Origin of the sequence: Paenibacillus agaridevorans, from assembly GCF_018604145.1 — a bacterium.
Lineage (GTDB): Bacteria > Bacillota > Bacilli > Paenibacillales > Paenibacillaceae > Pristimantibacillus > Pristimantibacillus agaridevorans.
On the sequence record NZ_CP075889.1, the window covers coordinates 7,663,590 to 7,687,727 of the forward strand.

Annotated in this window: 20 protein-coding genes; 17 read left to right on the plus strand and 3 right to left on the minus strand. The window is 52.0% G+C overall.

The features are described from left to right. Positions 1–281: 281 nt before the first annotated feature. From ppc to KJW29_RS30860, 9 genes are all read left to right on the plus strand, one after another. Positions 282–3,086 (plus strand): phosphoenolpyruvate carboxylase, encoded by a 2,805-nt coding sequence (gene ppc / locus KJW29_RS30820; protein WP_214627460.1) that lies wholly within the window; start codon positions 282–284, stop codon positions 3,084–3,086. A 497-nt stretch (positions 3,087–3,583) separates the two neighbouring features. Beyond that, positions 3,584–4,771 (plus strand): S1C family serine protease, encoded by a 1,188-nt coding sequence (locus KJW29_RS30825; protein ID WP_214627461.1) that lies wholly within the window; start codon positions 3,584–3,586, stop codon positions 4,769–4,771. Positions 4,772–5,106: 335 nt separating this feature from the next. Next, positions 5,107–5,673, plus strand: coding sequence for an RNA polymerase sigma factor SigW (gene sigW, locus KJW29_RS30830; RefSeq protein ID WP_087570670.1), 567 nt, complete (start codon positions 5,107–5,109; stop codon positions 5,671–5,673). Between the two features lie 94 nt (positions 5,674–5,767). Continuing rightward, positions 5,768–6,415: a zf-HC2 domain-containing protein gene (locus KJW29_RS30835; RefSeq protein WP_087570684.1), complete on the plus strand. Its 648-nt coding sequence runs from the start codon at positions 5,768–5,770 to the stop codon at positions 6,413–6,415. Between the two features lie 134 nt (positions 6,416–6,549). Continuing rightward, positions 6,550–7,389, plus strand: coding sequence for a diadenylate cyclase CdaA (gene cdaA / locus KJW29_RS30840; RefSeq protein WP_087570669.1), 840 nt, complete (start codon positions 6,550–6,552; stop codon positions 7,387–7,389). Positions 7,390–7,392: 3 nt separating this feature from the next. Continuing rightward, complete coding sequence (locus KJW29_RS30845) at positions 7,393–8,826, plus strand: CdaR family protein (protein ID WP_214627462.1); 1,434 nt, start codon at positions 7,393–7,395, stop codon at positions 8,824–8,826. A gap of 133 nt (positions 8,827–8,959) precedes the next feature. Next, positions 8,960–10,303 (plus strand): phosphoglucosamine mutase, encoded by a 1,344-nt coding sequence (glmM, locus tag KJW29_RS30850; RefSeq protein WP_187103451.1) that lies wholly within the window; start codon positions 8,960–8,962, stop codon positions 10,301–10,303. Positions 10,304–10,966: 663 nt separating this feature from the next. Then, positions 10,967–12,799, plus strand: coding sequence for a glutamine--fructose-6-phosphate transaminase (isomerizing) (gene glmS, locus KJW29_RS30855; RefSeq protein WP_214627463.1), 1,833 nt, complete (start codon positions 10,967–10,969; stop codon positions 12,797–12,799). 389 nt (positions 12,800–13,188) lie between these two features. Continuing rightward, positions 13,189–13,953, plus strand: coding sequence for an SDR family oxidoreductase (locus tag KJW29_RS30860; protein ID WP_214627464.1), 765 nt, complete (start codon positions 13,189–13,191; stop codon positions 13,951–13,953). A gap of 323 nt (positions 13,954–14,276) precedes the next feature. Here KJW29_RS30860 and KJW29_RS30865 read toward each other — a convergent pair whose 3' ends face one another. Beyond that, positions 14,277–14,750, minus strand: coding sequence for a carboxymuconolactone decarboxylase family protein (locus tag KJW29_RS30865; RefSeq protein ID WP_214627465.1), 474 nt, complete (start codon positions 14,748–14,750; stop codon positions 14,277–14,279). A 117-nt stretch (positions 14,751–14,867) separates the two neighbouring features. Here KJW29_RS30865 and KJW29_RS30870 point away from each other — a divergent pair, with 117 nt between their 5' ends. Beyond that, complete coding sequence (locus KJW29_RS30870) at positions 14,868–15,737, plus strand: sigma-70 family RNA polymerase sigma factor (RefSeq protein ID WP_214627466.1); 870 nt, start codon at positions 14,868–14,870, stop codon at positions 15,735–15,737. Positions 15,738–15,827: 90 nt separating this feature from the next. Here the strand turns inward: KJW29_RS30870 and KJW29_RS30875 are convergent, their stop codons facing one another. After that, complete coding sequence (locus tag KJW29_RS30875) at positions 15,828–16,244, minus strand: VOC family protein (protein ID WP_214627467.1); 417 nt, start codon at positions 16,242–16,244, stop codon at positions 15,828–15,830. A 534-nt stretch (positions 16,245–16,778) separates the two neighbouring features. Here KJW29_RS30875 and KJW29_RS30880 point away from each other — a divergent pair. From KJW29_RS30880 to KJW29_RS30890, 3 genes are read left to right on the plus strand one after another with little or no spacing between them, the layout of a single operon-like run. Beyond that, a complete protein-coding gene (locus KJW29_RS30880; RefSeq protein ID WP_214627468.1) occupies positions 16,779–18,107 on the plus strand; it encodes a HAMP domain-containing sensor histidine kinase in 1,329 nt (442 codons plus the stop codon). 39 nt (positions 18,108–18,146) lie between these two features. Beyond that, positions 18,147–18,812 (plus strand): response regulator, encoded by a 666-nt coding sequence (locus KJW29_RS30885; RefSeq protein ID WP_214627469.1) that lies wholly within the window; start codon positions 18,147–18,149, stop codon positions 18,810–18,812. Positions 18,813–18,859: 47 nt separating this feature from the next. Next, positions 18,860–19,456 (plus strand): DUF3995 domain-containing protein, encoded by a 597-nt coding sequence (locus KJW29_RS30890; protein ID WP_246608451.1) that lies wholly within the window; start codon positions 18,860–18,862, stop codon positions 19,454–19,456. 26 nt (positions 19,457–19,482) lie between these two features. Here KJW29_RS30890 and KJW29_RS36975 read toward each other — a convergent pair whose 3' ends face one another. Continuing rightward, entirely contained in the window at positions 19,483–19,596 is a 114-nt protein-coding gene (locus KJW29_RS36975) for a hypothetical protein (protein ID WP_425517475.1), read from the minus strand. Between the two features lie 308 nt (positions 19,597–19,904). Here KJW29_RS36975 and KJW29_RS30895 point away from each other — a divergent pair, with 308 nt between their 5' ends. From KJW29_RS30895 to KJW29_RS30910, 4 genes are all read left to right on the plus strand, one after another. Then, on the plus strand, positions 19,905–20,303 hold the full coding sequence (locus KJW29_RS30895) for a RidA family protein (protein ID WP_214627470.1): 399 nt from the start codon (positions 19,905–19,907) through the stop codon (positions 20,301–20,303). Positions 20,304–20,531: 228 nt separating this feature from the next. Further along, positions 20,532–21,488: an ABC transporter permease gene (locus KJW29_RS30900; protein WP_214627471.1), complete on the plus strand. Its 957-nt coding sequence runs from the start codon at positions 20,532–20,534 to the stop codon at positions 21,486–21,488. A 31-nt stretch (positions 21,489–21,519) separates the two neighbouring features. After that, positions 21,520–22,398, plus strand: coding sequence for a carbohydrate ABC transporter permease (locus KJW29_RS30905; protein ID WP_187103470.1), 879 nt, complete (start codon positions 21,520–21,522; stop codon positions 22,396–22,398). 93 nt (positions 22,399–22,491) lie between these two features. Next, positions 22,492–24,087, plus strand: a complete 1,596-nt coding sequence (locus KJW29_RS30910) for an extracellular solute-binding protein (RefSeq protein ID WP_214627472.1) — start codon at positions 22,492–22,494, stop codon at positions 24,085–24,087. Positions 24,088–24,138 lie beyond the last annotated feature (51 nt).

Sequence of the window (24,138 nt, forward strand, 5' to 3'; positions counted from 1 at the left end):
AAAACCAAATTTGGCGGCGGGAAATGGCCCAGGATAGCGCAATATAGCCGCACTAAAGCGGAAAAGCAGAAAAAAATCCGCTCCCAGAGCGGGATAGCGGCTCCTTGTCATGATTGGATTGTGGTTCAGGGCTTCAATGGCAGGGTATTTTGTAGTATGATGGTAGGAGTGATTACGCCATATTAACTGAGAGTAACCTTACGATAGAATTAGGCATGTGCGCGTAGCAGGGCTGATGCTTTCGGAGTGGGTTTGCTGCACAGACTTGTAGGAGGAACGGTATGTCGGAACAATCTGTATCAACGACGTCGGCTAGTCGAACGAGCACAAACAATTTGCTCAGACGGGACGTGCGCTTCCTGGGCAATATTCTTGGCGAGGTGCTAGTGCATCAAGGCGGCCGCGAACTGCTGGACATCGTCGAACAAATTCGGGAACAGAGCAAGGCGCTTCGCGCGGAATTCGTGCCGGAGCTGTTCGAACAATTCAAAACGAAGGTTTCTTCGTTAAGTCCGGAGATTCGCCACCAGGTTATCCGGGCCTTCGCGATTTATTTCCAGCTGGTTAACATCGCGGAGCAAAACCACCGGATTAGACGGAAGCGGGATTATGAAGTGTCCGCTGGCGAAGCGGTTCAGCGCGGTTCCATCGAGAGCGCTATCCAGGATTTAAAGGAACGCAACATTGCGGTTGGCGACGTACAGGACATTCTGAGCGGCATTTCCCTGGAGCTTGTCATGACGGCTCACCCTACGGAAGCGACTCGCAGAGTGGTTCTGGACATCCACAAGCGTATTGCCGAAGACGTGATGCAGCTCGACAATCCGACGCTGACGTACCGCGAGCGCGAGAAGCTCAAGGAGAAGCTGCTTAACGAAGTGCTTATCCTTTGGCAGACCGACGAGCTGCGCGACCGCAAGCCTACCGTTATTGACGAGGTTCGTAACGGACTGTATTACTTCGACGAAACATTATTCGAGGTGCTGCCAAGCGTATACGAGGAGCTTGAGCGCTGCCTGACCAAGTACTATCCGGAGGAGCATTGGCATGTGCCGGCTTATCTCCGATTCGGATCCTGGATCGGCGGCGACCGCGACGGCAATCCGTCCGTCAAAGCCAAGGTGACCTGGGAGACGCTTCAGCTGCATCGCCAGCTGGCGATCAGCAAGTACGAAGAGAAGATTCATAGTCTGATGGATCTGCTCAGCTTCAGCACGAATCTGGTCGAGGTGTCGGAGGAGCTCAAGGATTCCATCCGCAGCGACCGCGAACATGTAGAACTCAAGTGCGTCGATCTGTGGCGCAACGCGAAGGAGCCTTACCGCATCAAGTTGGGCTTCATGCTGGAGAAGCTTGCGAATACCCGAGACGAATCGCTTAAGGGCACCCCTATGCGTTACAACCATCCGGAAGAGCTGCGGGAGGACCTGCTGGTTATTGACCGCAGCTTGCGCAACCACTATGCGGATTACGTCGCCGATACGGATCTGGCTACGCTTCTGCGCCAAGTGGAGCTGTTCGGCTTCCACCTGATGGCGCTGGACGTTCGTCAGCACAGCAAGGAACATGAGAACGCGATGTCCGAGATTTTGTCCAAGATGCATATCGTATCGGACTACGCATCGCTTTCCGAGGCGGAGAAGACAGAGCTGCTGCATAAGCTGCTTAACGATCCTCGTCCGCTGACTTCCGGTCATCTGGATTATTCGGAGTCGACGCAAGAATGCCTGGATGTCTACCATACCATCTACCGCGCTCAACAGGAGTTCGGCGAAGGCTGCATCTCCAGCTACCTGATCAGTATGACAGAGGCTGCCAGCGATATTCTGGAGGTTGCGGTATTCGCGAAGGAAGTCGGCCTGTTCCGTCAGGAAGCCGACGGTACGGTTCGCTGCACGCTGCAGTCCGTCCCGCTCTTCGAGACGATCGACGATCTCAATGCTGCCCCTGCTATCATGAAGGAGCTGTTCGAGCTTCCGATATACCGCAAGGCGATCGAAGCGAGAGACAACGTGCATGAGATCATGCTGGGCTACTCCGACAGCAACAAGGACGGCGGAGTCGTGACGGCGAACTGGGAATTACGCGTGGCGCTTAAGGAAATTACAGCCGCGGGCAAAGCTTATGGCGTCAAGCTGAAGTTCTTCCACGGCCGCGGAGGCGCGCTTGGCCGCGGAGGCATGCCGCTGAACCGCAGCATTTTGGCTCAACCGCCGCATACGATCGGCGGGGGCATCAAGATAACGGAGCAAGGCGAGGTGCTGTCTTCCCGTTACTTTATGAAGGGCATCGCTTACCGCAGCCTGGAGCAAGCGACATGGGCGCTTGTTACAGCGGCGCGTCTCGCGAAGTATCCGCAACAGGAAGCAGAGGCGGAAGCCGAGTGGGATTCCATTGCTCGCTCCATTTCCGATACGGCGCTTAACAAGTATCAGGATCTGATCTTCCGCGATTCGGACTTCCTGACCTTCTTCAAGGAGTCTACGCCGCTGCCCGAGGTTGGCGAGCTGAACATCGGCTCCCGTCCGTCCAAGCGGAAGAACAGCGACCGCTTCGAAGATCTGCGCGCGATCCCTTGGGTTTTTGCATGGACGCAGAGCCGTTACTTGCTGCCTGCATGGTATGCGGCCGGTACGGCGCTCCAAACGTACGCGGGCGGCGACGAGTCAAAGCTCGCTACACTGAGAACGATGTACGAGCAGTTCCCGTTCTTCCGCTCACTGATCGACAATCTGCAGATGGCGCTGGCCAAGGCGGATCTGCTCATCGCGAAGGAATATTCGCTCATGATCAAGGATCAAACCGTTCGCGATCGGATTTTCTCGCAGATCGAATCGGAATACAATCTGACTTCGACGCTGATTTTGCAAATTACGGGACAAGACGAGATTCTGGACAACGTACCGGTCATCCAAGAATCCATTCGTCTGCGCAATCCGTACGTGGATCCGCTCAGCTACATGCAAGTGCAACTGCTGTCGGAGCTTCGCGATCTGCGAGCTAACGATGAGGATGATCCCGAGCTGCTCCGCGAGGTGCTGTTAACCATTAACGGCATTGCAGCCGGTCTTCGGAATACGGGCTAATACCCGATTTGTGCATGACAGGCAGGATTTATCTTATAGACACCAGACCAACTTCAGCCGCGACTTCTGTCGCGGCTGTTTTTTGTTGTAGCGGCTGTTTTTTTGTTGTATGGGAAGTTTGCGACTCCCTGACTTGTTAACAAAAGGTTGAAAATTTTAACAGACACCAGCGACTCTATTTGTCCGTTTTTTGATCTCTCCTCAATCTAAAGGACAGGAACGACGTTATTTTGTCGTTATGGAGCCGCTTGGCGCTCTGATGATGCCGATAAGGTCGTCTGTGTCCGTTAGATTTTTAAAAACCTGAAAAATCGAGGAATAGTGTCATTTATGTCCGATAGGCAGTGAGTGACGTTGTTTTCGCGAAGCAAGAGCAGGAAATCATTTTAGGTAGCATTTAGGCTGGGTTAAGATTGGTTTAAGGAACATCCCTCATGATAGAGCTATCGGATAAGACGTTAGCAGCTCAGTCAATCTGACATGGGAGGGATACACATATGAGAGAATGGGATACTTACAAAAGCGGACAAGCACAGGGCGAGACGGGCAATAGCCCGGAATCGAAAGTCGATGTCAATGTTGAACATAGCACCAATAAGGATAACGATACAGCGTCAAGCGGGCACAAGACGACGGTTCAAGCGACAGTGACTCACGCGGCACCGCAATTCGAAGCTTATTATAATGAAATTCGAAGCGTGAAGAGCTCAAAAAGCTCGAAGAAAAAAACGAAGATGAATCCGGCCTTGCCGATGATGGCGGCCTTTCTGGCTGGCGCGATTATGGTTGGCGGGCTGTCCTACGCGGCCGATCGTGCCAATCTGTTTACGGGAGGCGTAACGGCGGGCCAATCGGCGGTCGGGCAAGCGGCAGGAGGTTATGCCGGGCAAGATGCGGGTTTATCCACGGCCTCTCTGAACCCGAATGAAAATATTGCATCCGTATACGAGCAAGCGAGCCCGGCTGTAGTGAAGATCGAGAACTACGCAGAAGTGCAGCAGCAATCGCGCAGGTTGAACGATTCTTTGTTCCAGGAGTTCTTCGGCGGCATGGGCGGCAGAGGAGGAAGCGGACAGGGACAGGAGGGATCGCGCGGCCAAAGCGGGACTCAGGATGGCAACACCGGCACCGGCGAGCTCCAACTGTCTGGCTCCGGGACAGGCTTCTTCTTCGACAAAGAAGGCTACATTCTCACGAATGAGCATGTTATTGCCGGCGCTTCCGAGGTGAAGGTGACGGTAGAAGGTTACGACGAGCCGCTGACGGCTCAGGTGCTGGGGGCAAGCTATGAGCTCGATCTGGCGGTGCTGAAGGTGGTGAACCCCGGAGGCGGCTCCTTCCCCGCTCTGACGTTGGGCAACTCCGACGAGACAGCCATTGGCGACTGGGTGCTGGCGATTGGCAACCCGTACGGCTTCGATCATACGCTGACGACAGGCGTGCTAAGTGCCAAGGAACGTCCCATAACGATCCAGGGTGAGCAAGGCGAGCATGTCTACGAGCATCTGCTGCAGACGGACGCTTCGATCAATCCCGGCAACTCCGGCGGTCCGTTGCTCAATGAACGGGGCGAGGTCATCGGCATCAACACGGCGGTAAACGCCGAGGCGCAGGGGATCGGATTTGCTATCCCAACGTCGACTATTCTCGAGGTTCTGGAAAAATTGAAAACAAACTCCTTGTAAGAGGTAGTTCCATCCAAAAGTGTCCGCTTTAATCACGAAGCTTGTCAGCGAGGCGAGCCGTACCCCGGGGTACGGCTTGCTTTCTGCTTTCTGCCGGGTGCTGGCTGGAGCGTTAATAAAACTTTCTTGTCTTCTTCATAGGTCCGCCTGGTTAATTTTTGGGCTCGAAAATGGCATAATTGGCGACATCGCTTGCTTTTTTGGAGCAGGTGGATTACCATTTTTGAAGGAGCGCGTGTTGGCGGGTTATTGACGCGGCGTATGAAGTCTGGACGTCGTCGGCTTGAAGGTCGGCGAAACCCCGGGCGGACCGGAAGTTTGGAGGAATAGACAAGGTGAATGTGCTGGAGAACCAGCTTGCGAGGTTGGCGCTGAAGGGCGACCAGCAAGCTTTCGAAGAGCTTGTGGAGCTGTATCAGGATAAGCTTTTCCATATGGCGTACCGAATGCTTAGCAATCGTCAAGAGGCCGAGGATGTCGTCCAGGAGACGTTCCTTCGCGTGTATAAGAATCTGGATCGGTTCGACGAAACGCTTAAATTCTCGACATGGATCTACCGAATTGCGACAAATTTATGCATCGACAGGCTGCGCAAGCGCAAGCCGACTTATTCTCTGGATGCGGAGTCCAGCGAGTACGAGGGGCTTGACGGTTATTCCATGATCCCGAGCGACAATCGCACGCCGGAGTCCGAGGTTGTTCTGTCGGATACGCAGCGAATTATCCATCAGGCTATGGAGACGCTGCCGCCCAAGTACAAGTCTGTCATGATGCTGAGATACATACAGGACTTATCCCTGCAGGAAGTTGGCGACATTCTGGGCATGCCCGTTACGACGATCAAAACTCGTGTCCATCGCGGACGTGAGTTTCTTCGCAAGAAGCTGGAACATCGACTGTGAACTTTTATTAAAAATATTTTTGAAACATCCCTCGGGATGATACGTATCCTATACCGAGATTATGAACAACAGCAAGAAGAAAGGACTGGCTGCTATGGAATGCAAAGTCGCCATCGTCAAAATTCACGAATATCTGGACGGCGAGCTTCCGCGCGAAGAGAAGGGCGCCCTGCACGAGCATATACTTGCTTGTCCGGATTGCCGAACTCGCTTCGAACAGCTGGAGAAGACCGATGCTGCGGCATTCCTGGCTCTAGAAGGAAGCCACGCTTCCGTCTCGGGTTATGATGCGCAAGCTTCGCAGGCTCTCAAGAACCGCATCATGTCTTCGTTGCCGAAGGGCAAGACCAAGAAGAGGAACCGCTTCGTCCGCATGATCTATCGTTATCCTGGACTGACCGCTGCCGCGGTGTTCCTGTTGGTTATGTTCACCAGCATGTTCGCGACCTGGCAACAGGACTCCAAGTTGATTGTCGCAGGCGAGGATCTGCAGCATGTTGTCATCAATGGCAATACCGTCATCGTACCGGAGGGCGTCTCGTTAATCGGCAATTTGACCGTGGAGAACGGCCAGCTCGAGGTGCAAGGCACCGTCAGCGGCGATGTTACGGTGATCGACGGCTCCATGGTTCTGGCATCGACGGGCCATATTGCCGGCCAAAGCCGCACGATCGACCAAGCGTTGGATTGGTTCTGGTACAGGGTCATATCGACATTTAATGGCGCTGCAACAACTCATTAACTACGGCTTCCCTCCCGGAGGGAAGCTTTTTTTTCAAATTTAGAGGAATTCCCATGCCAAAAGTAGAAAAACATACAGTTGAAATGCGATAATAGAGATATACGCAATTTCAGGCAGCAGTCGGGGGTGAACGCTTGAACTACTTTACGGATTCTACATGGCAGGATTGGCTGAAGGATATTATCGATGTAGGCATCGTGAGCTTTATTATCTATAAATTGATTCTGCTGGTTCGGGGAACGCGCGCCGTGCAGTTGCTCAAGGGCATCTTCATGCTTATCGCGACTTGGGCGATTAGTACCTGGCTCAATCTCTATACGCTCAAATGGCTCATGAACCAGATGTTCACGCTCGGGATCGTGACCATTATTATATTGTTCCAGCCGGAGCTTCGGCGTGCGCTGGAGCAGCTGGGGAGAGGCAATCTGTTCTCGCGTTCCAACAGTCCGGAAAAGACCGCGCTCAGCGAGCAGATCGACGAAATTATCCGCGCCGTACAGCATATGGCGAAGCGCAAGATCGGCGCGCTGATCGTCTTCGAGCGGCAGACGGGTCTCAGCGAGATGATCGAATCCGGCATTGCGATGGAGTCAAAGATTACGTCGGAGCTGCTTATTAATATTTTCACGCCGAATACGCCGCTCCATGACGGGGCCGTTATCCTTCGCGGCAACCAGCTGATGGCTGCGGCTTGTTACTTGCCGCTCTCGGAAAATCCCTTCATCAGCAAGGAGCTGGGTACGCGTCATCGCGCCGCCATCGGCGTGTCCGAAGTGAGCGATGCGCTCGCGGTTGTCGTGTCCGAGGAGACGGGACAGGTGACGCTGTCGCTTAACGGCATGATCGTTAGGGACATTAACGAAGAATCGCTCATCTCGAAGCTCTTCGAGGAGCTGACTCCCAAGGCGAGCGGCCGGGGCAAGGACAGCGGCGGAGCCGCCAAGTCCCCGTTCTGGAAGCGGAAGGGGGTATAGAGGATGGATAAGTGGCTAAATCATCCGACAGCACTTAAGATCATCTCCGTCGTGCTGGGGCTCATTCTGTTTGCAATGGTACATATCGATCCCGAGACATCGCCGCAAACGGCGGCTTCCAGCGTCGATACGAAAGTGATCGAAGCGTCGACCATTGTGCCTACGGGGCTGGATCAATCGAAGTATGTAATGACCGCTATGGAGCCGACCGTCACGAAGCTCGTCGTGGAGGGCAGCATCAGCAAACTGATGGCGGCGTCCACCGACGATTATGTCGTGAGCGTCGACCTGACGAATGCGAAGCCGGGACCGCAGGAGCTGCCATTGACAGTCAAGCTTCCGCGGGGAATCAAGGAGGTCCAGCTGTCTCCGCGTACTGTCGTCGTGCAGATCGAGGAGATCGTCACCAAGTCGTTCGACGTGCAGATCATTACGGAGGGCGAGCCTGCAGAAGGTTACGTGATGGGTACGCCTTCGATATTAACGGAGAATGGAAGCTCGGTCGAAGTGACATTGCCGAAGGATGACATGGAGCGGGTCGGCGTCGTTGCCGTCACGCTGAACGTGCAAGGTGAGGATAAAACCGTCTCCAACAAGAAGGCCAAGGTGGTCGTATACGACTCCGAAGGAGTCGAGATTACGGGAGCGTTCGTCACGCCAAGCACGATACATGCGGAAGTGCCGATTACGCTGCCATTCAAGCAGGTGCCGCTGCAAATTCGTTACAGCGGCACGCTGGACGACAACCTCAGTCTGGTGTCCGTGAGACCGACAATAGAAAATATTACGGTCTACGCCCAGCAGGACAAGCTGGATACGATCCAGGTTTATGACGGCGCGGTGCTGGATCTCAGCAAGGTAAAGGAGTCCGGGAAGATGAAGGTGAAGGCAACGCCGATCGACGGCATTCAAGCCGTGTCTCCCGGCGAAATCGAGCTTGACGTAGTCGTTGAGAAGACGGCGACGCGCACGCTCGACAATTTGAGGATATCGGTTGTCGGCGCGCCAGCCGGAATGAAGGCTGTAATGCGTACGCCGGAGAACGGACGGATGAGTCTGCAGCTATCCGGTGCGGAAGCCGTGCTGGCGGACGTAAAGGAAACGGATGTCGTCATCACCGCTAACGTAGAAGGACTCGCTCCGGGCGTTCATACCGTACCGCTGGAGCTGGAGCTGCCTCCGTATATTGAGGCTGTATTAAACGATGGACAACCCTTGACGGCGTCCATCGAGATCGTGGACGAGTCGGCTTCGTCCGGGGGCGGCGAGACCGAACCGCCGGAGGATATCGAAGTTGGCGGTACGCCGACCGAGACGCCGGATCCCGGAGAAGAGAATTCCAATAATAGCGGCGGAAGCGGCAATGAAACGGCTGAAGAAGGCGGGGCAAGCGGCGGGGATGGCAGGAATACCGGCACGCGATCATTGACCACATAAGAATTCATAAATAACCAAGCTTGCGGAGATGCCATAGAGGAGCGATTCTCGACGTTTTTGTCACCGTCTAGGCGCTTGCTGCGTATTCGTATCAGGAATGCACCATTAATGTACTTAAAGGAGAACAGGAAATATGGGGAAATATTTCGGAACCGACGGCGTTCGCGGCGTCGCCAATAGAGAATTAACGCCAGAGCTGGCATATAAGATTGGCCGCTGCGGCGGTTATGTGTTAACGAGAACGGCAACGGGCCAGCCGAAGGTTGTCATTGGCCTCGATACGCGTATCTCCGGACCGATGCTGGAGTCCGCATTGATCGCGGGCTTGCTGTCGATCGGAGCGAACGTCGTCCGGCTTGGCGTCGTATCGACGCCGGCGGTTGCTTATTTGACGAAGGAACTGGAGGCCGACGCAGGGGTCATGATCTCCGCATCGCATAATCCGGTTGAAGATAACGGCATTAAGTTTTTCGCGGGAGACGGCTTCAAGCTGTCCGACGAGACGGAGCTGGAAATCGAAGCGCTGATCGACGCGGAGCAAGACGAGCTTCCTCGCCCCGTGGGCGTAGAAATCGGCACGTTGACGACGGACGAAGGCGCGAAGAAGCGTTACCTGGACTACTTGAAAACGACGATCGAAGGGGGCTTTGGCGGCCTTAAGATCGTGCTCGACTGCGCGAACGGGTCGGCTTACGAGCTTGCTCCTGCCGTATTCCGCGAGCTCGGAGCGGATATTACGACGGTAGGCGCGGAACCGGATGGCCGCAATATTAACGCAGGCGTCGGCTCGACGCATCCCGAATACTTACGCGAGAAAGTGCTGGAGCTTGGCGCCGATCTTGGTCTGAGCTTCGACGGCGACGCCGACCGACTGATCGCGATAGACGACAAGGGCGAAGAAGTAGACGGCGACTTCATCCTGTGCATTATCGGCGATCGGCTTAAGCGCGAGGGCAAGCTGGCCCATGACACGGTCGTGACGACGGTGATGGCGAACATCGGCTTCTTTAAGGGAGCCGAGAGCATCGGCCTTAAGACGGCGCAGACGGCTGTAGGCGACCGCTACGTGATGGAAGAGATGCGCCGCGGCGGCTATAACCTGGGCGGAGAGCAATCCGGCCATGTCATCTTCCTCGACCATATTACGACGGGCGACGGCATTCTGACCGCGCTGCAGCTGGTGGATACGCTGGCGGCATCGGGCAAGAAGCTGAGCGAACTGAAGGGTCTGATGCGAAAGTACCCGCAGAAGCTCGTAAACGTTCGCGTCGCGGACAAGAGCTTGTACAACGGCAACGAAGCTATTTTGGCCGCCGTTAAGCAAGTCGAGGATGAGCTCGGCGACAACGGCCGCGTACTCGTCCGTCCATCGGGCACGGAATCGTTGATCCGCGTGATGGCGGAAGGCCCGGACAAGGAGCAGGTAGAGGCTTACGTCGACCAGATTGCCAACGTGGTAAAGAGCGCTTTGGGCTAAACATATCGAAAGTTGTCGATTAATGCGGTTGACACGGCGGCAGCGAATTTCCGTTACGGATATTCGTTGCCGGCTGCGCCGTCTGTTTCTCGTCATTTTCAGAAAATGGTTGCGCGGGCAGGATAAAATGAATATGATAAGACGTAGGCTTCCATTCAAGAAGGAAAGAGAGGGCAGAGGTTGCTCCAGATTGATAAGCGCCAGAGCTTGCGTGATGAAGGCTGATGTACGTGCTGACTTAGAGTAGAGAGCATGGACGAAAGCTTCATACGGAAAGCTGACGAGGTGAAGGTGTTCGAAATTTCGGCGGGGACCTTCCGGTATATAGCGGCCAACCGAAAGCCGATACGCAAAACGATTGGGCGACCAATCCGACAAACGTACGGCGGGCTGCAGCAGAATGAAAAATTCGCTCCCGAGTGTCCAGGTGTGCCTCCTGTGAGGAAGGCGCGGGCAATGGGGTTGGTTTTGTCGCACTTATTTTTTCGTAATCATAGAGATCGTGATAAGGTGCATGGCCGGATTCGAAATTCGGGATGGCGACCTTCTCTTCGAATATGCTTACTTTGAGGAAATCATAAGACAACTTCATCATTTGCCTGTGCCGCCTTGGTTGGCATCCGTCTGGACGGGGAAATATACCGTTAACGGAGGTCTATTCATATGTGTGGAATTGTGGGATATATTGGTAATCGCGGGTCGCAGGCAATCTTGCTCGAGGGTCTAAAGAAGCTGGAGTACCGAGGTTACGACTCGGCAGGCATCGCCGTGTTTACGGACAAAGGGCTGGAGATCAAGAAGTCGAAGGGCCGTCTCGCCATGCTGGAGGATAAGCTGAAGGGAGAGCCGCTGGAAGGCTCCGTCGGCATCGGGCATACGCGTTGGGCAACGCATGGCAAGCCGTCCGACGTAAACTCCCATCCGCATACGGACAATTCCTTGAAATTTTCGGTCGTGCACAACGGCATTGTCGAGAATTATCTGGATCTGAAGGATGAGCTCATCGCCAAAGGGCATGTGTTCGTATCGGAGACGGACACGGAGGTCATCTCCCATCTGGTGGCTGACGAATACGACGGCAACATTGTCGAGGCTGTACAACGCGCGGTAAAACGGATGCGCGGCGCGTTCGCGCTTGGTGTATTGACGGAATACGAGCCGGAGCGGCTTGTAGCCGTACGTTTCGCTAGTCCGCTCGTTATCGGCATCGGCGAAGGCGAGAACTTCATCGGTTCGGACATTCCCGCCATTTTGGAGCATACGCGCAATGTGTATATTCTGAACGACGGCGAAATGGCTGTTCTGACACGTAATGGTGTCGAACTGATGACGACGGATGGCGATACTATTTCCAAGGAAATATTCCATGTCGATTGGGATCTGGTAACTGCGGAGAAAGCCGGATTCGATCACTTTATGCTGAAAGAAATCTACGAGCAGCCGAAAGCTTACCGCGACACGATGCTCGGCAGAATCGCGGATGACGGCAAGTCCGTCCATCTAAAAGAATTGTCGATGACGGATGATTATATCCGCTCCATCCGCAAAATTCATATCGTCGCTTGCGGTACGGCGTATCATGCAGGCTTGGTGGGAAAATCGGTCATCGAGACGCTGGCTCGCATTCCGGTCGAGAACGACGTCGCTTCGGAATACCGTTACCGCTCGCCCATTATTACGCCAGATACGCTCGTCATCGTCGTCAGCCAATCCGGCGAGACGGCCGACACACTGGCCGCTCTGCGCGAAGCGCAGAAGAACGGCGCTCGCGTGCTCGCGATCACGAACGTGGTCGGCAGTTCAGTCGCCCGCGAGGCGAACGATGTCATTACGACCTGGGCGGGACCGGAGATCGCAGTCGCATCGACAAAGGCATACACGTCGCAGTTGATCGCATTCTATCTGCTGGGCCTGCATCTGGCTCGCGTGGCGGGTACGCAGGAGCAAGCCGCTGTCGAGGAGATTATCGCAGGTTTGCATGCGCTGCCTGAGCAAGTCGAGAGCGTTTTGGAGCAAGCTCCGGTGCTCAAGCAAGTCGCCGAGTCCATGGCTCATCACAAGAGCCTGTTCTTTATCGGCCGCGGCGTCGACTACGCTGTCGCTCAGGAAGGTTCGCTCAAGCTGAAGGAGATCTCTTACATTCACTCCGAGGCTTACGCCGCCGGCGAACTGAAGCATGGCACGCTCGCTCTGATCGAAGACGGCGTACCGGTCATCGCCCTGGTGACGCAAGAGTCGCTGTACGAGAAGACGCTTAGCAACATTAAGGAAGTGAAGGCGCGCGGCGCCCACGTGCTCGCTGTCGCGAACAGCGGCTTCGAAGACGAGGTCGCGAAGTCTGTCGACGAAGTATTCTCGATACCGAAGACGCTGCCGATTTTGTCGCCAGCTCTGGCTGTTGTGCCGCTTCAGTTGCTGTCGTATTACGCCTCGCTGGCTTTGGGGCATGACGTGGATAAGCCGCGGAATTTGGCGAAGTCGGTTACTGTGGAGTAATTGGGGATTGATATTGCATGAATTTGTTCAAAGAAAATAAAGTATTAGACTCGGAAAATAAAGCAAATAGCCTACAAAGTCCACCGCTCCTCACTTAAAGTTTGCCCCTAAGCCGACGAATTTCAGGTTTCCACTCCTGATTTTCGCTCGGCTTTTTCTCACTCTTTTCCCCAGCCTGCTTACTCATCCGCTTCAGGGATCAGGGCAGAGGGAATAGAGTCCTTTTAATCCCCTGCGTCGGGCGGGAGCGGGAAACTTATTTGAAAGTCCACAATTTCTCATGAGTTGTTGGGAATTCGACTACCCTATAAATGAAGGCGCAACATTTCAATATATCAGGCATGTTATAACTGAAATGTAATCAAAATTACATTCAGGAGTTGGATAACATGGGCAATCTTATCAATAAAGTTGCGATCGTATCAGGTGGCAGTCGGGGCATCGGTCGAGCAATTGCATTGCGGCTTGGACGTGAAGGCGCTACAGTAGTTGTGCATTATGCAACCAGTAGAGATGCTGCTGAGGAAGTAGTCGAAGAGATTAATCGCATGGGTGGAAGTGCCATTGCCGTTGGGTCCGACCTTGGTACAATGGATGGAATAAAGACATTTTTGGGTGTAGCAGAACAAGAACTCCTCGCGCGATTTGGTTCAAAAGAATTTGATATTCTTATTAATAATGCAGGGACAAGTCTCGCTGCCGGCATTGAAGATACGAAGGAAGCAGACTTTGATTCGCTGATGGCGTTGAATGTGAAATCTCCGTTCTTCTTGATCCAGCAAGCGCTCCCTCATCTGCGCAATGAAGGGCGCATCATTCAAATTTCATCGGCAGTTACTCGCATTTCCTTGCCTGCAATACCGGCGTACAGCATGTCGAAAGCAGCTATAAATGGACTGACTCTTTCACTAGCCAACCAACTCGGTTCTCGTGGAATTACCATTAATGCAATTGCCCCAGGATTCGTATCTACGGATATGCAAGCGGCTATGTTACAAGACTCCGAGAGTTATCAGATCGGTGCAAACTTCTCGATTTTTGGGAGATGGGGTGAACCAAAGGATATTGCTGATATAGCGGCATTCCTAGCAAGCCCGGAAAGTGGTTGGATTACAGGTCAGGTAATCGATGCTAGCGGTGGTTCGCACCTATAAGATAATGTCAGTGTACAGCATCTGGTCTCATGATCGGCTGCTGTTGTTCGTTGAATTAACAAAAGCAGCGGCAGTCTAAGACTTTATTTATCAAGTCTTGTTCTGCCGCTGCTTCATTTAATGGACCAGTGTAAAATTTATTTACCGATAGCGTGATGCTTGGGAAAAAGCTGGACCTTACCGACGTCTGACCTGGCGAGGAGAGTATATTCGGAATTATAATGGAGCACCATACCCGACGCATTCACTCGGGCCGGTCGCCAAATGGCTTGGTCTATGGGGATAGGACGACTACAGTGAGTCGTTCTTTTCCTGTTCTATCTTCAATTGGCGACCGAAGGGGCAACAATCTGCTTGGTCGTGACATTGAGGCGATTATATAGGTTGGCTGTTGCAATACCTGCGATCAGAGTCGCCAATGCCTGTTCTTCGTAATGTCTGGCAGCCTCGTCGTAGATTTCATCAGGCACGGAATCTGCTCTGTCGTTAATTCGGGTAACGGCTTCGCTGAGCGCAAGGGCTGCTCGTTCCGCGTCATTGAAGTGGGAAGTTTCACGCCATGCCGAAACGGCGAGAAGTCGGTCTGCCGTTTCGCCTGCCGCTTGCGCATTGCGCGAGTGGAGATCGACGCACACGCTGTCTCCATTGATTTGGCTCGCACGGAGATAAGCAAGAAATAATGTCTTGTTCGGGAGCCCCACAACCGCTGCAGATCCGAACAAGGCTTTGCCAAGCGCTTGTAGGGCTTGACTTGCTTCTGGTAAAATCATGGCGGGGTTGTTCATTCTTGGTTTCATTGGAAACACTCCTTTGTTAAATATCGGTGCCGGTAATCGGCCCTCACTAGGTTGACGGATCAAAACTCGGGTTTGTGACATGTTCGGGCAAAATCCATTAGAAAGAAGGATTGGAAGATGAGTGCTACGCAGGATTGGTTGGCTGAGCAATTCGAAGCGCATCGCTCCCATCTTCAGGGGGTGGCTTATCGAATGCTTGGATCGTTGAGCGAAGCGGAGGATGCGGTGCAAGAATCTTGGTTCCGCTTAAGTCGAAAGGATACCACCGATCTCAAGAACCTTGGAGGCTGGCTCACAACGGTTGTTTCTCGAGTATGCCTTGATATGCTTCGTACACGAAAAGCCAGAAGGGAGGAAGCGTTGGAAGGATACTTGATCGAGGCAATCGTAAGCGATGAAGCTCAAGGCAATCCTGAACAGGAAGCGTTGATGGCGGAATCTGTTGGTCTCGCGATGCTGGTTGTGCTCGGTAACCTGAATCCGGCGGAACGCGTTACATTCGTGCTTCACGATATTTTTACGATGCCATTTACCGAAATTGCCCCGATCGTAGGGAAATCCGAGATGGCGACCAGACAACTTGCAAGCCGGGCACGCCGCCGAGTCCATGGGGACGTTTCGCATTTGAATCCCGATCTGTCGCGCCAACGCGAGCTGGTCGACGCATTCCTCTCTGCGGCGTACGCAGGCGATTTCGATACGTTGATTACAACGCTCGATCCAGACGTCGTACTTCGAGATGATCGACAGATTGAAGCTGTTCGAGTGATTCGAGGCGCGGCAGCATTGGCCAAGCATGTATCGGGACGAGCGAAAGCGGCTCAGGTGGCCCTCGTGAACGGTTCTATAGGCGTCATCGCCGCTCCGCAGGGAAAACTTCTTTACGTACTCCAATTTACGCTCAAGAACGGGAAGATCTCCGAGGTCGATTTGATTTCCGACTCTGCACGCATTCGCAAGCTGGATTTGTCGATTTTCCCATCATGAATGAAAACTAATCATCGCGAAAAAGACGCCGGGGAAGATGCCCGGCGTCTTTCTTTATGAACCCTGGTACGAACGTGATCTCCGTTAGCCTTAACCTTGTGCCGCATCCATGTTCATGTAGTTAATGGCCCACAGATGGCCGTCCAAGTCCACGAAGCCCCAATGATACATGAACCCATGATCTTCAGGTTCTGCGTGCAATTTCCCGCCCAAGGAGACAGCGGTATTCACGATTTCATCGACCTTTTCCCGACTCTCGAAGGCCAATGCGATCGTCATCTGCGCATACTTGCCCGTATCGACGGATTCCCTCTCCGTGAGCGTATTAAAGAATGCTTGATTGATCAGCATGACCTGCAGGTTGTCGCCGATCACGATGGCTACCGAATTCTCGTTCTCGGGAAATTGCGGGTTGAGCTTGAAGCCAAGCCCGGTGAAGAACGCTTTCGATTGTTCTACGTTTTTTACAGGCAGGTTGAAGCTCGTGAATGCGGACGTTAATGCCATCTTCAAAACACCTCTTCGTCAAATTAGTTTGTGTTCATTTATGCCTTCGTTTATATAGACGACAGCCGATCCGGAAATTCATCGGTCTCATGGATCTCGATCGGATCACGAATAAGTGGCAGTCCGTGATGCATCCGAAGTATTGTCTGAAACACTCCTATAGAGGCATCCCATATCGTTGGTTATAGTATATACTTTTTTTGTAGAAGTGATAGCTTCGTACAATGTCATAACGGAATTCATAATGTCATGAATGATTGCATTTTACGAAAGGAGAAATCATGGTGGATCAAACATACTGGGCTTTAGCAAAAAGCACCTTTACCCCATGGTGGATAGGGAGCGGGTACGCGGCGTGCTCCTGGGTATTAATGTAAAATGCCAGCTAGAGAAGAGAGTGGTGTGCGGACACGTTTTTTTAAGTCATTTCGGCCGCTGCATTGGCGACTGACGCGATCCTATATGCTGATCAGCATATTGGCATGGCTCCTTGTAGAGCTTCTGCTCCTCTTGGCGCTCGGGTGGGGAATGTATATGTCGCGCTCATTCTTGCTAACGACTGCTTTGAAAAGCAATGCGAATGTCGCCGGTTCTTTGCTGGCAGGCGATCATGGACCCGATCGTGCAGGCTTGGCTCTTTGGCTCGAGCAGCAGCAGCGAGTCGTGGACAAAGTGTTTTCTTACACGGGCATCCTTGCTGTCGTTGACCGTCAAGGGCAAGTTCTCACATCGACAGGGGCCGGCGTCCGCCCTCCGTCACATGGAACTTTGCTGTCGGCTCAGCTCACAAATCAGGCAGCGGATCAATTGCAAGCGTATCTCGACAGCCAGGGTGACGTCAAGTTGATAACGCATGAGAGCTCATCCACAGGAGTTCTGGCATTCATACCGCTAAGGGCAACGGAGAAGCAGGAGGATGGAATTCTCGTTATGCAGGCGGAAAACCTCAAGATTCACCACTCGTTATGGCTTGGAATCGGCGTGACTGTCTTGCTTCCAGCCTCAGTAATTATAGTTCTATGTGTTGGGGCGGCAGGCGCTGTGTTTGGTGCAGTCACCTCCCGGCCACTCATTCGGCGGTTCGGCACTTTGGCGGATGCGGCCGACCATTGGAGCCACGGCGATTTCTTTGTCTTGGTGCAAGATCCCGGCGGAGACGAAATCGGACGGCTGACACGCCGCTTGAATCATATGGCCGAACAGTTACAGCACCTTGTTCTGGTGCGCCAGGAGCAAGCCGCTTTGGATGAGAGGGGGAGAATGGCGCGCGATTTGCATGACAGCATCAAGCAGCAGTTGTTTGCGCTTTTTATGCAAATCAGCGGAGCGAAAGCACTTCTGCTGCAGGGAAAAGAGGGTGCGCTCCCCCGTCTGGAACAAGCAGAGGATTTACTGGGGCAGGTACAGGACGATCTCACGAATCTGATCCATGAGCTGCGTCCCTCCATGCTGGAAGGTAAAAGGTTTCCTCAAGCGCTGCGTGAGCAAATCGAGCAATGGGCAGAGAGAACAGGGATCGATGTTGTTTTTCAAGTACAAGGGATGAATCCAATCCCGTTGCAGCTGGAAGAAGCCTTATACCGTCTAACGCAAGAAGCGTTGTCGAATGTTGCCCGCCACAGCGAGGCGCGTACCGTTCGTATTCAACTCATTTTCGAACCGGATAGGACGACACTGGTGATTGCCGATAATGGCCGAGGGTGTCGTGTCTCAAGCGAAATAGGAAAAGGGATCGGTCTCCTTTCCATGTCTGAACGGCTCCTTCCATTCGGAGGAGAGGTTAGCTACCAGAGCAAGCCGGAGCAAGGCTTTGTCGTGACGGCAACAGTGCCGGGCCAGAGGCAGCAGGACAATGAAACATGATGGTGCATAGTCCTATAAGTGAAGGGAGTGAGAATACCGATGGAGGATGTCATTCGCATTTTATTGGTTGATGATCATAGCCTGGTGCGCCAGGGAGTTCGTTCATTTCTCGAAACTCAATCCGATTTGCGCATCGTGGGGGAAGCGGCTTCCGGAGAGGAAGCGGAACAACTTGTAGCCGATCTGGTGCCCGATGTCGTCCTGATGGATTTGTCGATGCCGGGAATTGGCGGGATTGAAGCGATCCGCAGGGTGAAGAAAAGAAGCCCCCATTCCCAGATTGTCGTGTTGACCTCTTTTCAGGAGGACGACTATATATTTCCCGCTTTACGTGCGGGAGCTCTTTCTTACGTATTAAAGAATGTTCAGTCGGGCGATCTTGCTGACATTATCCGAAAAGCGCGTGGCGGCGAAGCATTTCTCCATCCGCGCGTGGCCGCTCGGGTAGTGCAGGAGCTTCGCGAGGAACGAAAGGATATTCCGAACGTTTTTAATGATCTTACCGATCGCGAGCTGGAAGTGTTGCGCCTTATCGCCCAGGGAAACGCCAATGCGGCTATCGCGCAAGCGTTGGGCATCAGCGAGCAAACAGTGAAGGGTCATGTCAGCAATATCCTTGGCAAATTGCAGCTGGCGGATCGGACCCAGGCGGCTGTCTTTGCTTGGGAACAAGGCGTCGTTCAGCGAAAGCGCGGAGATGTATAGGATGCAGGAAAAAGAGGAGTAATGAACGGAGCAGATTGATAGACGGCATGACTAGGGGGCGTGATAGATATGCATACGCAAACGCAACATACGCAAACAAAATCGTTGGTTTGGTCGGGGTACGCAGTTTTTATTTGGTCCATCGTTTATATGTTGCCACACCTTTATTGGGCTTTAGGCGGCAGGATGGGGGGAGCATACTAAAACCTGATACAATACAATCTATCCATTTTGAATTAATTAATTGGATTGCATCCGTATTTCTAACCGTTGCCGGACTTATTGGTCTTGCATTTATTTATTGGAGTAAGAGCAGAGTTTCTAGTTATATGTTGATATTTATAGCCTGGGCAGGATGTTCGTTAGCCGCTTCGCACGGCATTTATGGCATTGTTTATCGCGTCCTTCAAATCAGCGGGGTAGTCGAATTGGAGACGGGACCATTTGACATCCATAAAGATGCCTTTGTGTTGTGGGATCTAGTGCTCTTTGAACCTTGGTTTTTAATCGAGGGGATTTTATTTGGCATAGTAGGGTACTGTTTATTGAAAAAAGCACGCAGCAGAAAAATCTGGCTGGCGGCTTGCATTTTCGGCATTATTTTCGGTTTGGTCACTGGGGTTATGGGCGTGCGATTTGCATAATGTCCAAAGGATGACAGGGCAAGTTGTCATTGGAATGCGTCTCCAATAGTTGTAGTTTTATTCTCAGGAAATTGCGGGTTGAGCTCGAATCCAAGTCCGGTGAAGAACGCTTTCGATTGTTCTACGTTTTTTACAGGCACGTTAAATTTTAAGCTTTATTTCTGCTGTCAGAAGAAAAAAGTTCTAGGCTGAAAATAAAGTACTAGACTCGGTAGGATAGTTGAATCTTATTTTATTAAAAACTATAATACTTATGTATCCTATTACTTCAAATCTATTAAGAAAGGAGTATCCAATCCATGAAGAAAAAATCTTTAATGTTTATATCTTTTGGATATGGATATTCGACTGCCGTTTTTTTCTAGAATTCATTTTACGGGTGAAGTCTGCCCAAAAATGGACGTTAAATATGGCAGTGAATCTCTTATAGAATGCGAGGTAATTAAACATGGACAAGTCGTTTATATCCAGAAAAAACCCAGCAGGTATGTATCACCCCGTTGGCAACTATACGCATATAACCAAAATCCCCAGAAATTCAGAGTTATTTGTAACTTCGGGTCAAATTGGGGTGGATGAAAATGGGGAGATTCCAGAGGATCTGAACGAACAAGTAAAAAACACTTTTGATAATATCCGGAAATTGTTAGTTTCTGAGGAACTGACATCTGAAAACATAATCAAAGTAAATATATGGGCAACTAAAAAAATTGATTGGGATTACCTCTATGAAGAGTGGGGGAAAATGTTTAGTTGTGATTATCCGGCAATGACGATTGGATATATTACTGAGTTAGGACTGCCAGAGTTAAAAATAGAAATTGAAGTATGGGCTGCTAAAGTATAGTGCAGGTTACTTCATCATAGTGATTTTCCCATGACGGCAACTGACCACTCGTTCAGCTGCCGTTTTTTTTGAATGTTGTCATTTGAATTCGCTTACAATTGTGCGATCGAAAACGCATTCATTTTAAAAAAAAGGATTGACAGCCATAGGCGCACACTATAAAATACAGGTAAAATACATGTTTAGTTAATGGTTTAATTACTAAAAGCGAGGAGTGCTGAGCAAGTAATGATACGAACAACAGTCCCGGTTCAGGGAAGCACGAAGTCGCGAAGCGCATGGGGAAGAATAGGTCTGCGGTTGTGGAAGGAACGTTACGTTCATTTGCTGATATGGCCAGGCATCTTCTATTTCCTTGTGTTCCGCTATCTTCCGATGGCCGGTCTTGTAATCGCATTCAAGGATTTCAACCCGTTTGCAGGGATATGGGCGAGCGACTGGGTCGGCTTTGCCCACTTCGCCCGTATTTTCGAAGATGATGAAGTTATAAGAGTGCTCTGGAACACGATCAATATCGCGCTTCTGCAAATTTTAGTCGCATTCCCGGTATCGATTGTGCTTGCGCTCATGCTCAATGAGGTGCGTAACGGCACATACAAGCGATTTGTGCAATCGATGGTTTACCTTCCCCACTTCTTGTCATGGGTCGTCGTTGCGGGGATTTTCACCGTATTCCTGCGGGGAGAAGGTCTGATTAACACCGTGCTGGGCTCATGGTTCGGGATAGAGGCCATCCCGTTTCTGACGGATCCCGCGTTCTTTAAGCCGCTTATCACATTGCAGATCATCTGGAAGGAATCCGGATGGGGCACGATTATATTTCTGGCCGCGCTGGCCGGCGTCAATACGAGTCTTTATGAAGCAGCCGTTATCGACGGCGCCAATCGCTGGAGGCAGCTATGGCATATTACGCTCCCGTCCATTCGCGGCGTCATTGTAATCATGTTTATTATTCGTTTGGGCAACGTGCTAGACCTGGGCTTTGAGCAGATCTTCCTCATGCTTAATCCATTTAATATGGATACCGGCAACGTCCTTGATACTTATGTGTACTTCAAGGGGATTCAGCAAGGCGATGTCAGTTTTGCGACAGCGGTAGGCATGTTCAAGGGCGCCGTCGGCCTCGTGCTCGTGGTCATTGCAAACCGGATCGCCAAGCGGTTCGGCGAAGATGGACTGTATTAATTCAAAAGAGAGGGTCGGGTGATTTGCATCTATGTACAACCGGTCTATAACCGATCGAATGATTGACGCTGCCAACTGGCTGCTTCTTGCTATCGTTGCGCTGTTAATGGTGTTCCCATTCCTGCATATTTTCTCCGTATCGTTCTCATCCTTGCGGGATGTGCTGGAGAAAGAATTTATTATGTGGCCGACCAATTGGGTGACGGATGCGTATCAGACGATTCTTGCCTCCAACAACTTTATTCGCTCATTGGGCGTCTCGGCGTACATCACAATTGTGGGCACCGTTGTTAGTCTGCTGCTGACGGCCACCATGGCATACGGTCTTACGAGAAACGTGACTGGACAACGCATTATATTGCTGCTCATCATTTTCACTTTGCTGTTTAACGCTGGCATGATTCCGACGTATCTGGTCGTTAAGGAAGTCGGGTTGATGAACTCGACATGGTCGCTTATCATTCCGTCGGCGATCAGTGCTTTCAACTTGATCGTGATGAGGCAGTTTTTCTTAAGTATACCGAACGAGCTGACGGAGGCCGGCCTCATTGACGGCGCGAGCGAGCTGCGGATATTTACAAGCATTATGCTGCCGCTGTCCAAGCCGTCGCTGGCCGCCTTCGGATTGTTTTATGCGGTAGGTTATTGGAACAAGTACTTTGAAGGCGTTCTCTATTTGAATGATTCCTCCAAATGGCCGATCCAGGTCGTTCTGAGGCAGATTGTCATTATGAACGAGGCGACCGCAGCGTTAGGCAACGAAGCGATGCTCATGCTAGAGAATCCGCCTCCTCCGGTGACGATCCAGATGGCTGCGATTTTAATGGCAACGCTCCCGATTTTGATTGTGTATCCGTTCCTGCAAAAGCATTTTGCCAAGGGGGTGATGCTCGGTTCGGTAAAGGGCTAGCCTATGTGCTGTAGCGGGCGGTCCGATTGGCTAGGCGAGCATGAGCAGGCAATGATGGAACGTTGTGAAAAGACAAAAATGGAGGGTTCTACGATGAAAAAGAAAGCGTATCTCGTATCGACAGTAGCTGCCGCAATGTTGGTTTCGGCAGCATGCTCGAACGGAAACAATGCTGGCAGCAGCAGCGAGAAGCCAAGTCCGACGCAGTCGACGCCGGCGGAAAGCGCGGCGCCAGAGAAGGTTCATAAAATTAGCGGCATTACGTACATTTATGGAAACCCGGCACCTAATGACGGTGAAGGCTTGAAGAAGCTGAATGAAAAGTTTAACGTGGACTACTTCGTTGAAAAGGTTCCGGCGGAAACGTATCCAGAGAAGCTGAGCGCAGTCGTTTCCTCCGGGTCGATGCCGGATATGATCGGCTTCGAGGCCAGCCGCGCGGATAATTTCCCTCGCTGGGCGAAGCAAGGCGCATTCCTTGAGCTGAACGACTATATCGATCAGTATCCATCGCTGAAGGCCATTCCGGATGAGCTTTGGGCGCCATTTACCATCGATGGCAAAATCTACGGCATTCCGTCCTGGTCTCCGACAGAGTCAAGCTCTTTCTATATCCGTAAGGATTGGCTCGACAACCTGGGTTTGCCCGTTCCGACGAGCTATGAGGAACTGGCTAGCACGCTCATCGCTTTCACGAACGACGATCCGGATAAAAACGGCAATAAGGATACGTATGGCATGGCAATCGGACAGAACATCAACCCGAACTATGCTATGGGGCCGTACTGGCAGTTCGATTCTTACTACCACCAGGACGAGAAAGGGAATTACATTCCTGGCATGATCTCGCAAGGCCGCAAGGAACTTATCGAATTCTTTAACAAGCTGTATCAAGCAAAGGCGCTGACGCCGGACTTCGCCGTTATTAACTGGGCGGATACGAATAATGAGTTTTATTCCAGCAAGGCTGGCCTGTTCCTGGTTGCGCCAAGAGGCATGTCCCAGGACTACATGACAAGCTTGCTCGAGATTTCGCCGGATGCGGAATTTGCAGTGCTTCCTCCATTCCTGGCGCCAGACGGCTCCCAAGGACTTGTTGGCGGCAAGGGTTATGCTCGCTTCAATGCATTTAACGCCAAGCTGAAGGATGATCCCGAGAAGCTGAAGAAAATTCTCGACATGCATGAGTTCTCCCGTCAGTTCTACCCAATGGCCGAGCAAAATGCTTCCAATGCGGATCATGACTGGTTCTACGGCGGCGAAGGCGCAGGCTACGAGGTTGCAGACGGCAAGCGTAAAGTCATTGAGCCGGAGAAGGGCAGTCAGCCTTACCACTACTTCCAGGACAACACGGCATGGGTGCTTCCGGATCAGGATCCCGAGTTCGAGTCGGCCTACACGGAGCCGAAGCTCATTCAGGCAACAACCGATCTCGTGAAGATGAGCAAGGACTATAAGCAATACTTCCAGCCGAACGTAGGGGTCGTGTCCGAGACGGAAGCGGCGAAAGGCGCAGAGCTGATGCAGTTCCTCATGAACGAACAGACCAAAATGATCGTCGGCCAACGTCCGATTTCCGATTGGGATGCCGTAGTTAATGAATATCTGTCGCGCGGCGGATCTCAGATCATCGAAGAATATAATGCAGTGTTCAAGGAACGCGGCTATACAGAGCGCCGTTGGAAATAACGTATAGCGGATCGGGCTATGTATCATAGCCCGATTTGCTATCGATGGAAA

Excerpts from the sequence above, each read along its gene's own strand:
- ppc (WP_214627460.1), top strand. The coding sequence starts at position 282 with ATGTCGGAACAATCTGTATCAACGACGTCGGCTAGTCGAACGAGCACA.
- KJW29_RS30825 (WP_214627461.1), top strand. The coding sequence starts at position 3,584 with ATGAGAGAATGGGATACTTACAAAAGCGGACAAGCACAGGGCGAGACG.
- KJW29_RS30835 (WP_087570684.1), top strand. The coding sequence starts at position 5,768 with ATGGAATGCAAAGTCGCCATCGTCAAAATTCACGAATATCTGGACGGC.
- KJW29_RS30845 (WP_214627462.1), top strand. The coding sequence starts at position 7,393 with ATGGATAAGTGGCTAAATCATCCGACAGCACTTAAGATCATCTCCGTC.
- glmM (WP_187103451.1), top strand. The coding sequence starts at position 8,960 with ATGGGGAAATATTTCGGAACCGACGGCGTTCGCGGCGTCGCCAATAGA.
- glmS (WP_214627463.1), top strand. The coding sequence starts at position 10,967 with ATGTGTGGAATTGTGGGATATATTGGTAATCGCGGGTCGCAGGCAATC.
- KJW29_RS30860 (WP_214627464.1), top strand. The coding sequence starts at position 13,189 with ATGGGCAATCTTATCAATAAAGTTGCGATCGTATCAGGTGGCAGTCGG.
- KJW29_RS30865 (WP_214627465.1), bottom strand. The coding sequence starts at position 14,750 with ATGAAACCAAGAATGAACAACCCCGCCATGATTTTACCAGAAGCAAGT.
- KJW29_RS30870 (WP_214627466.1), top strand. The coding sequence starts at position 14,868 with ATGAGTGCTACGCAGGATTGGTTGGCTGAGCAATTCGAAGCGCATCGC.
- KJW29_RS30875 (WP_214627467.1), bottom strand. The coding sequence starts at position 16,244 with ATGGCATTAACGTCCGCATTCACGAGCTTCAACCTGCCTGTAAAAAAC.
- KJW29_RS30880 (WP_214627468.1), top strand. The coding sequence starts at position 16,779 with ATGTCGCGCTCATTCTTGCTAACGACTGCTTTGAAAAGCAATGCGAAT.
- KJW29_RS30885 (WP_214627469.1), top strand. The coding sequence starts at position 18,147 with ATGGAGGATGTCATTCGCATTTTATTGGTTGATGATCATAGCCTGGTG.
- KJW29_RS30890 (WP_246608451.1), top strand. The coding sequence starts at position 18,860 with ATGACTAGGGGGCGTGATAGATATGCATACGCAAACGCAACATACGCA.
- KJW29_RS30895 (WP_214627470.1), top strand. The coding sequence starts at position 19,905 with ATGGACAAGTCGTTTATATCCAGAAAAAACCCAGCAGGTATGTATCAC.
- KJW29_RS30900 (WP_214627471.1), top strand. The coding sequence starts at position 20,532 with ATGATACGAACAACAGTCCCGGTTCAGGGAAGCACGAAGTCGCGAAGC.
- KJW29_RS30905 (WP_187103470.1), top strand. The coding sequence starts at position 21,520 with ATGTACAACCGGTCTATAACCGATCGAATGATTGACGCTGCCAACTGG.
- KJW29_RS30910 (WP_214627472.1), top strand. The coding sequence starts at position 22,492 with ATGAAAAAGAAAGCGTATCTCGTATCGACAGTAGCTGCCGCAATGTTG.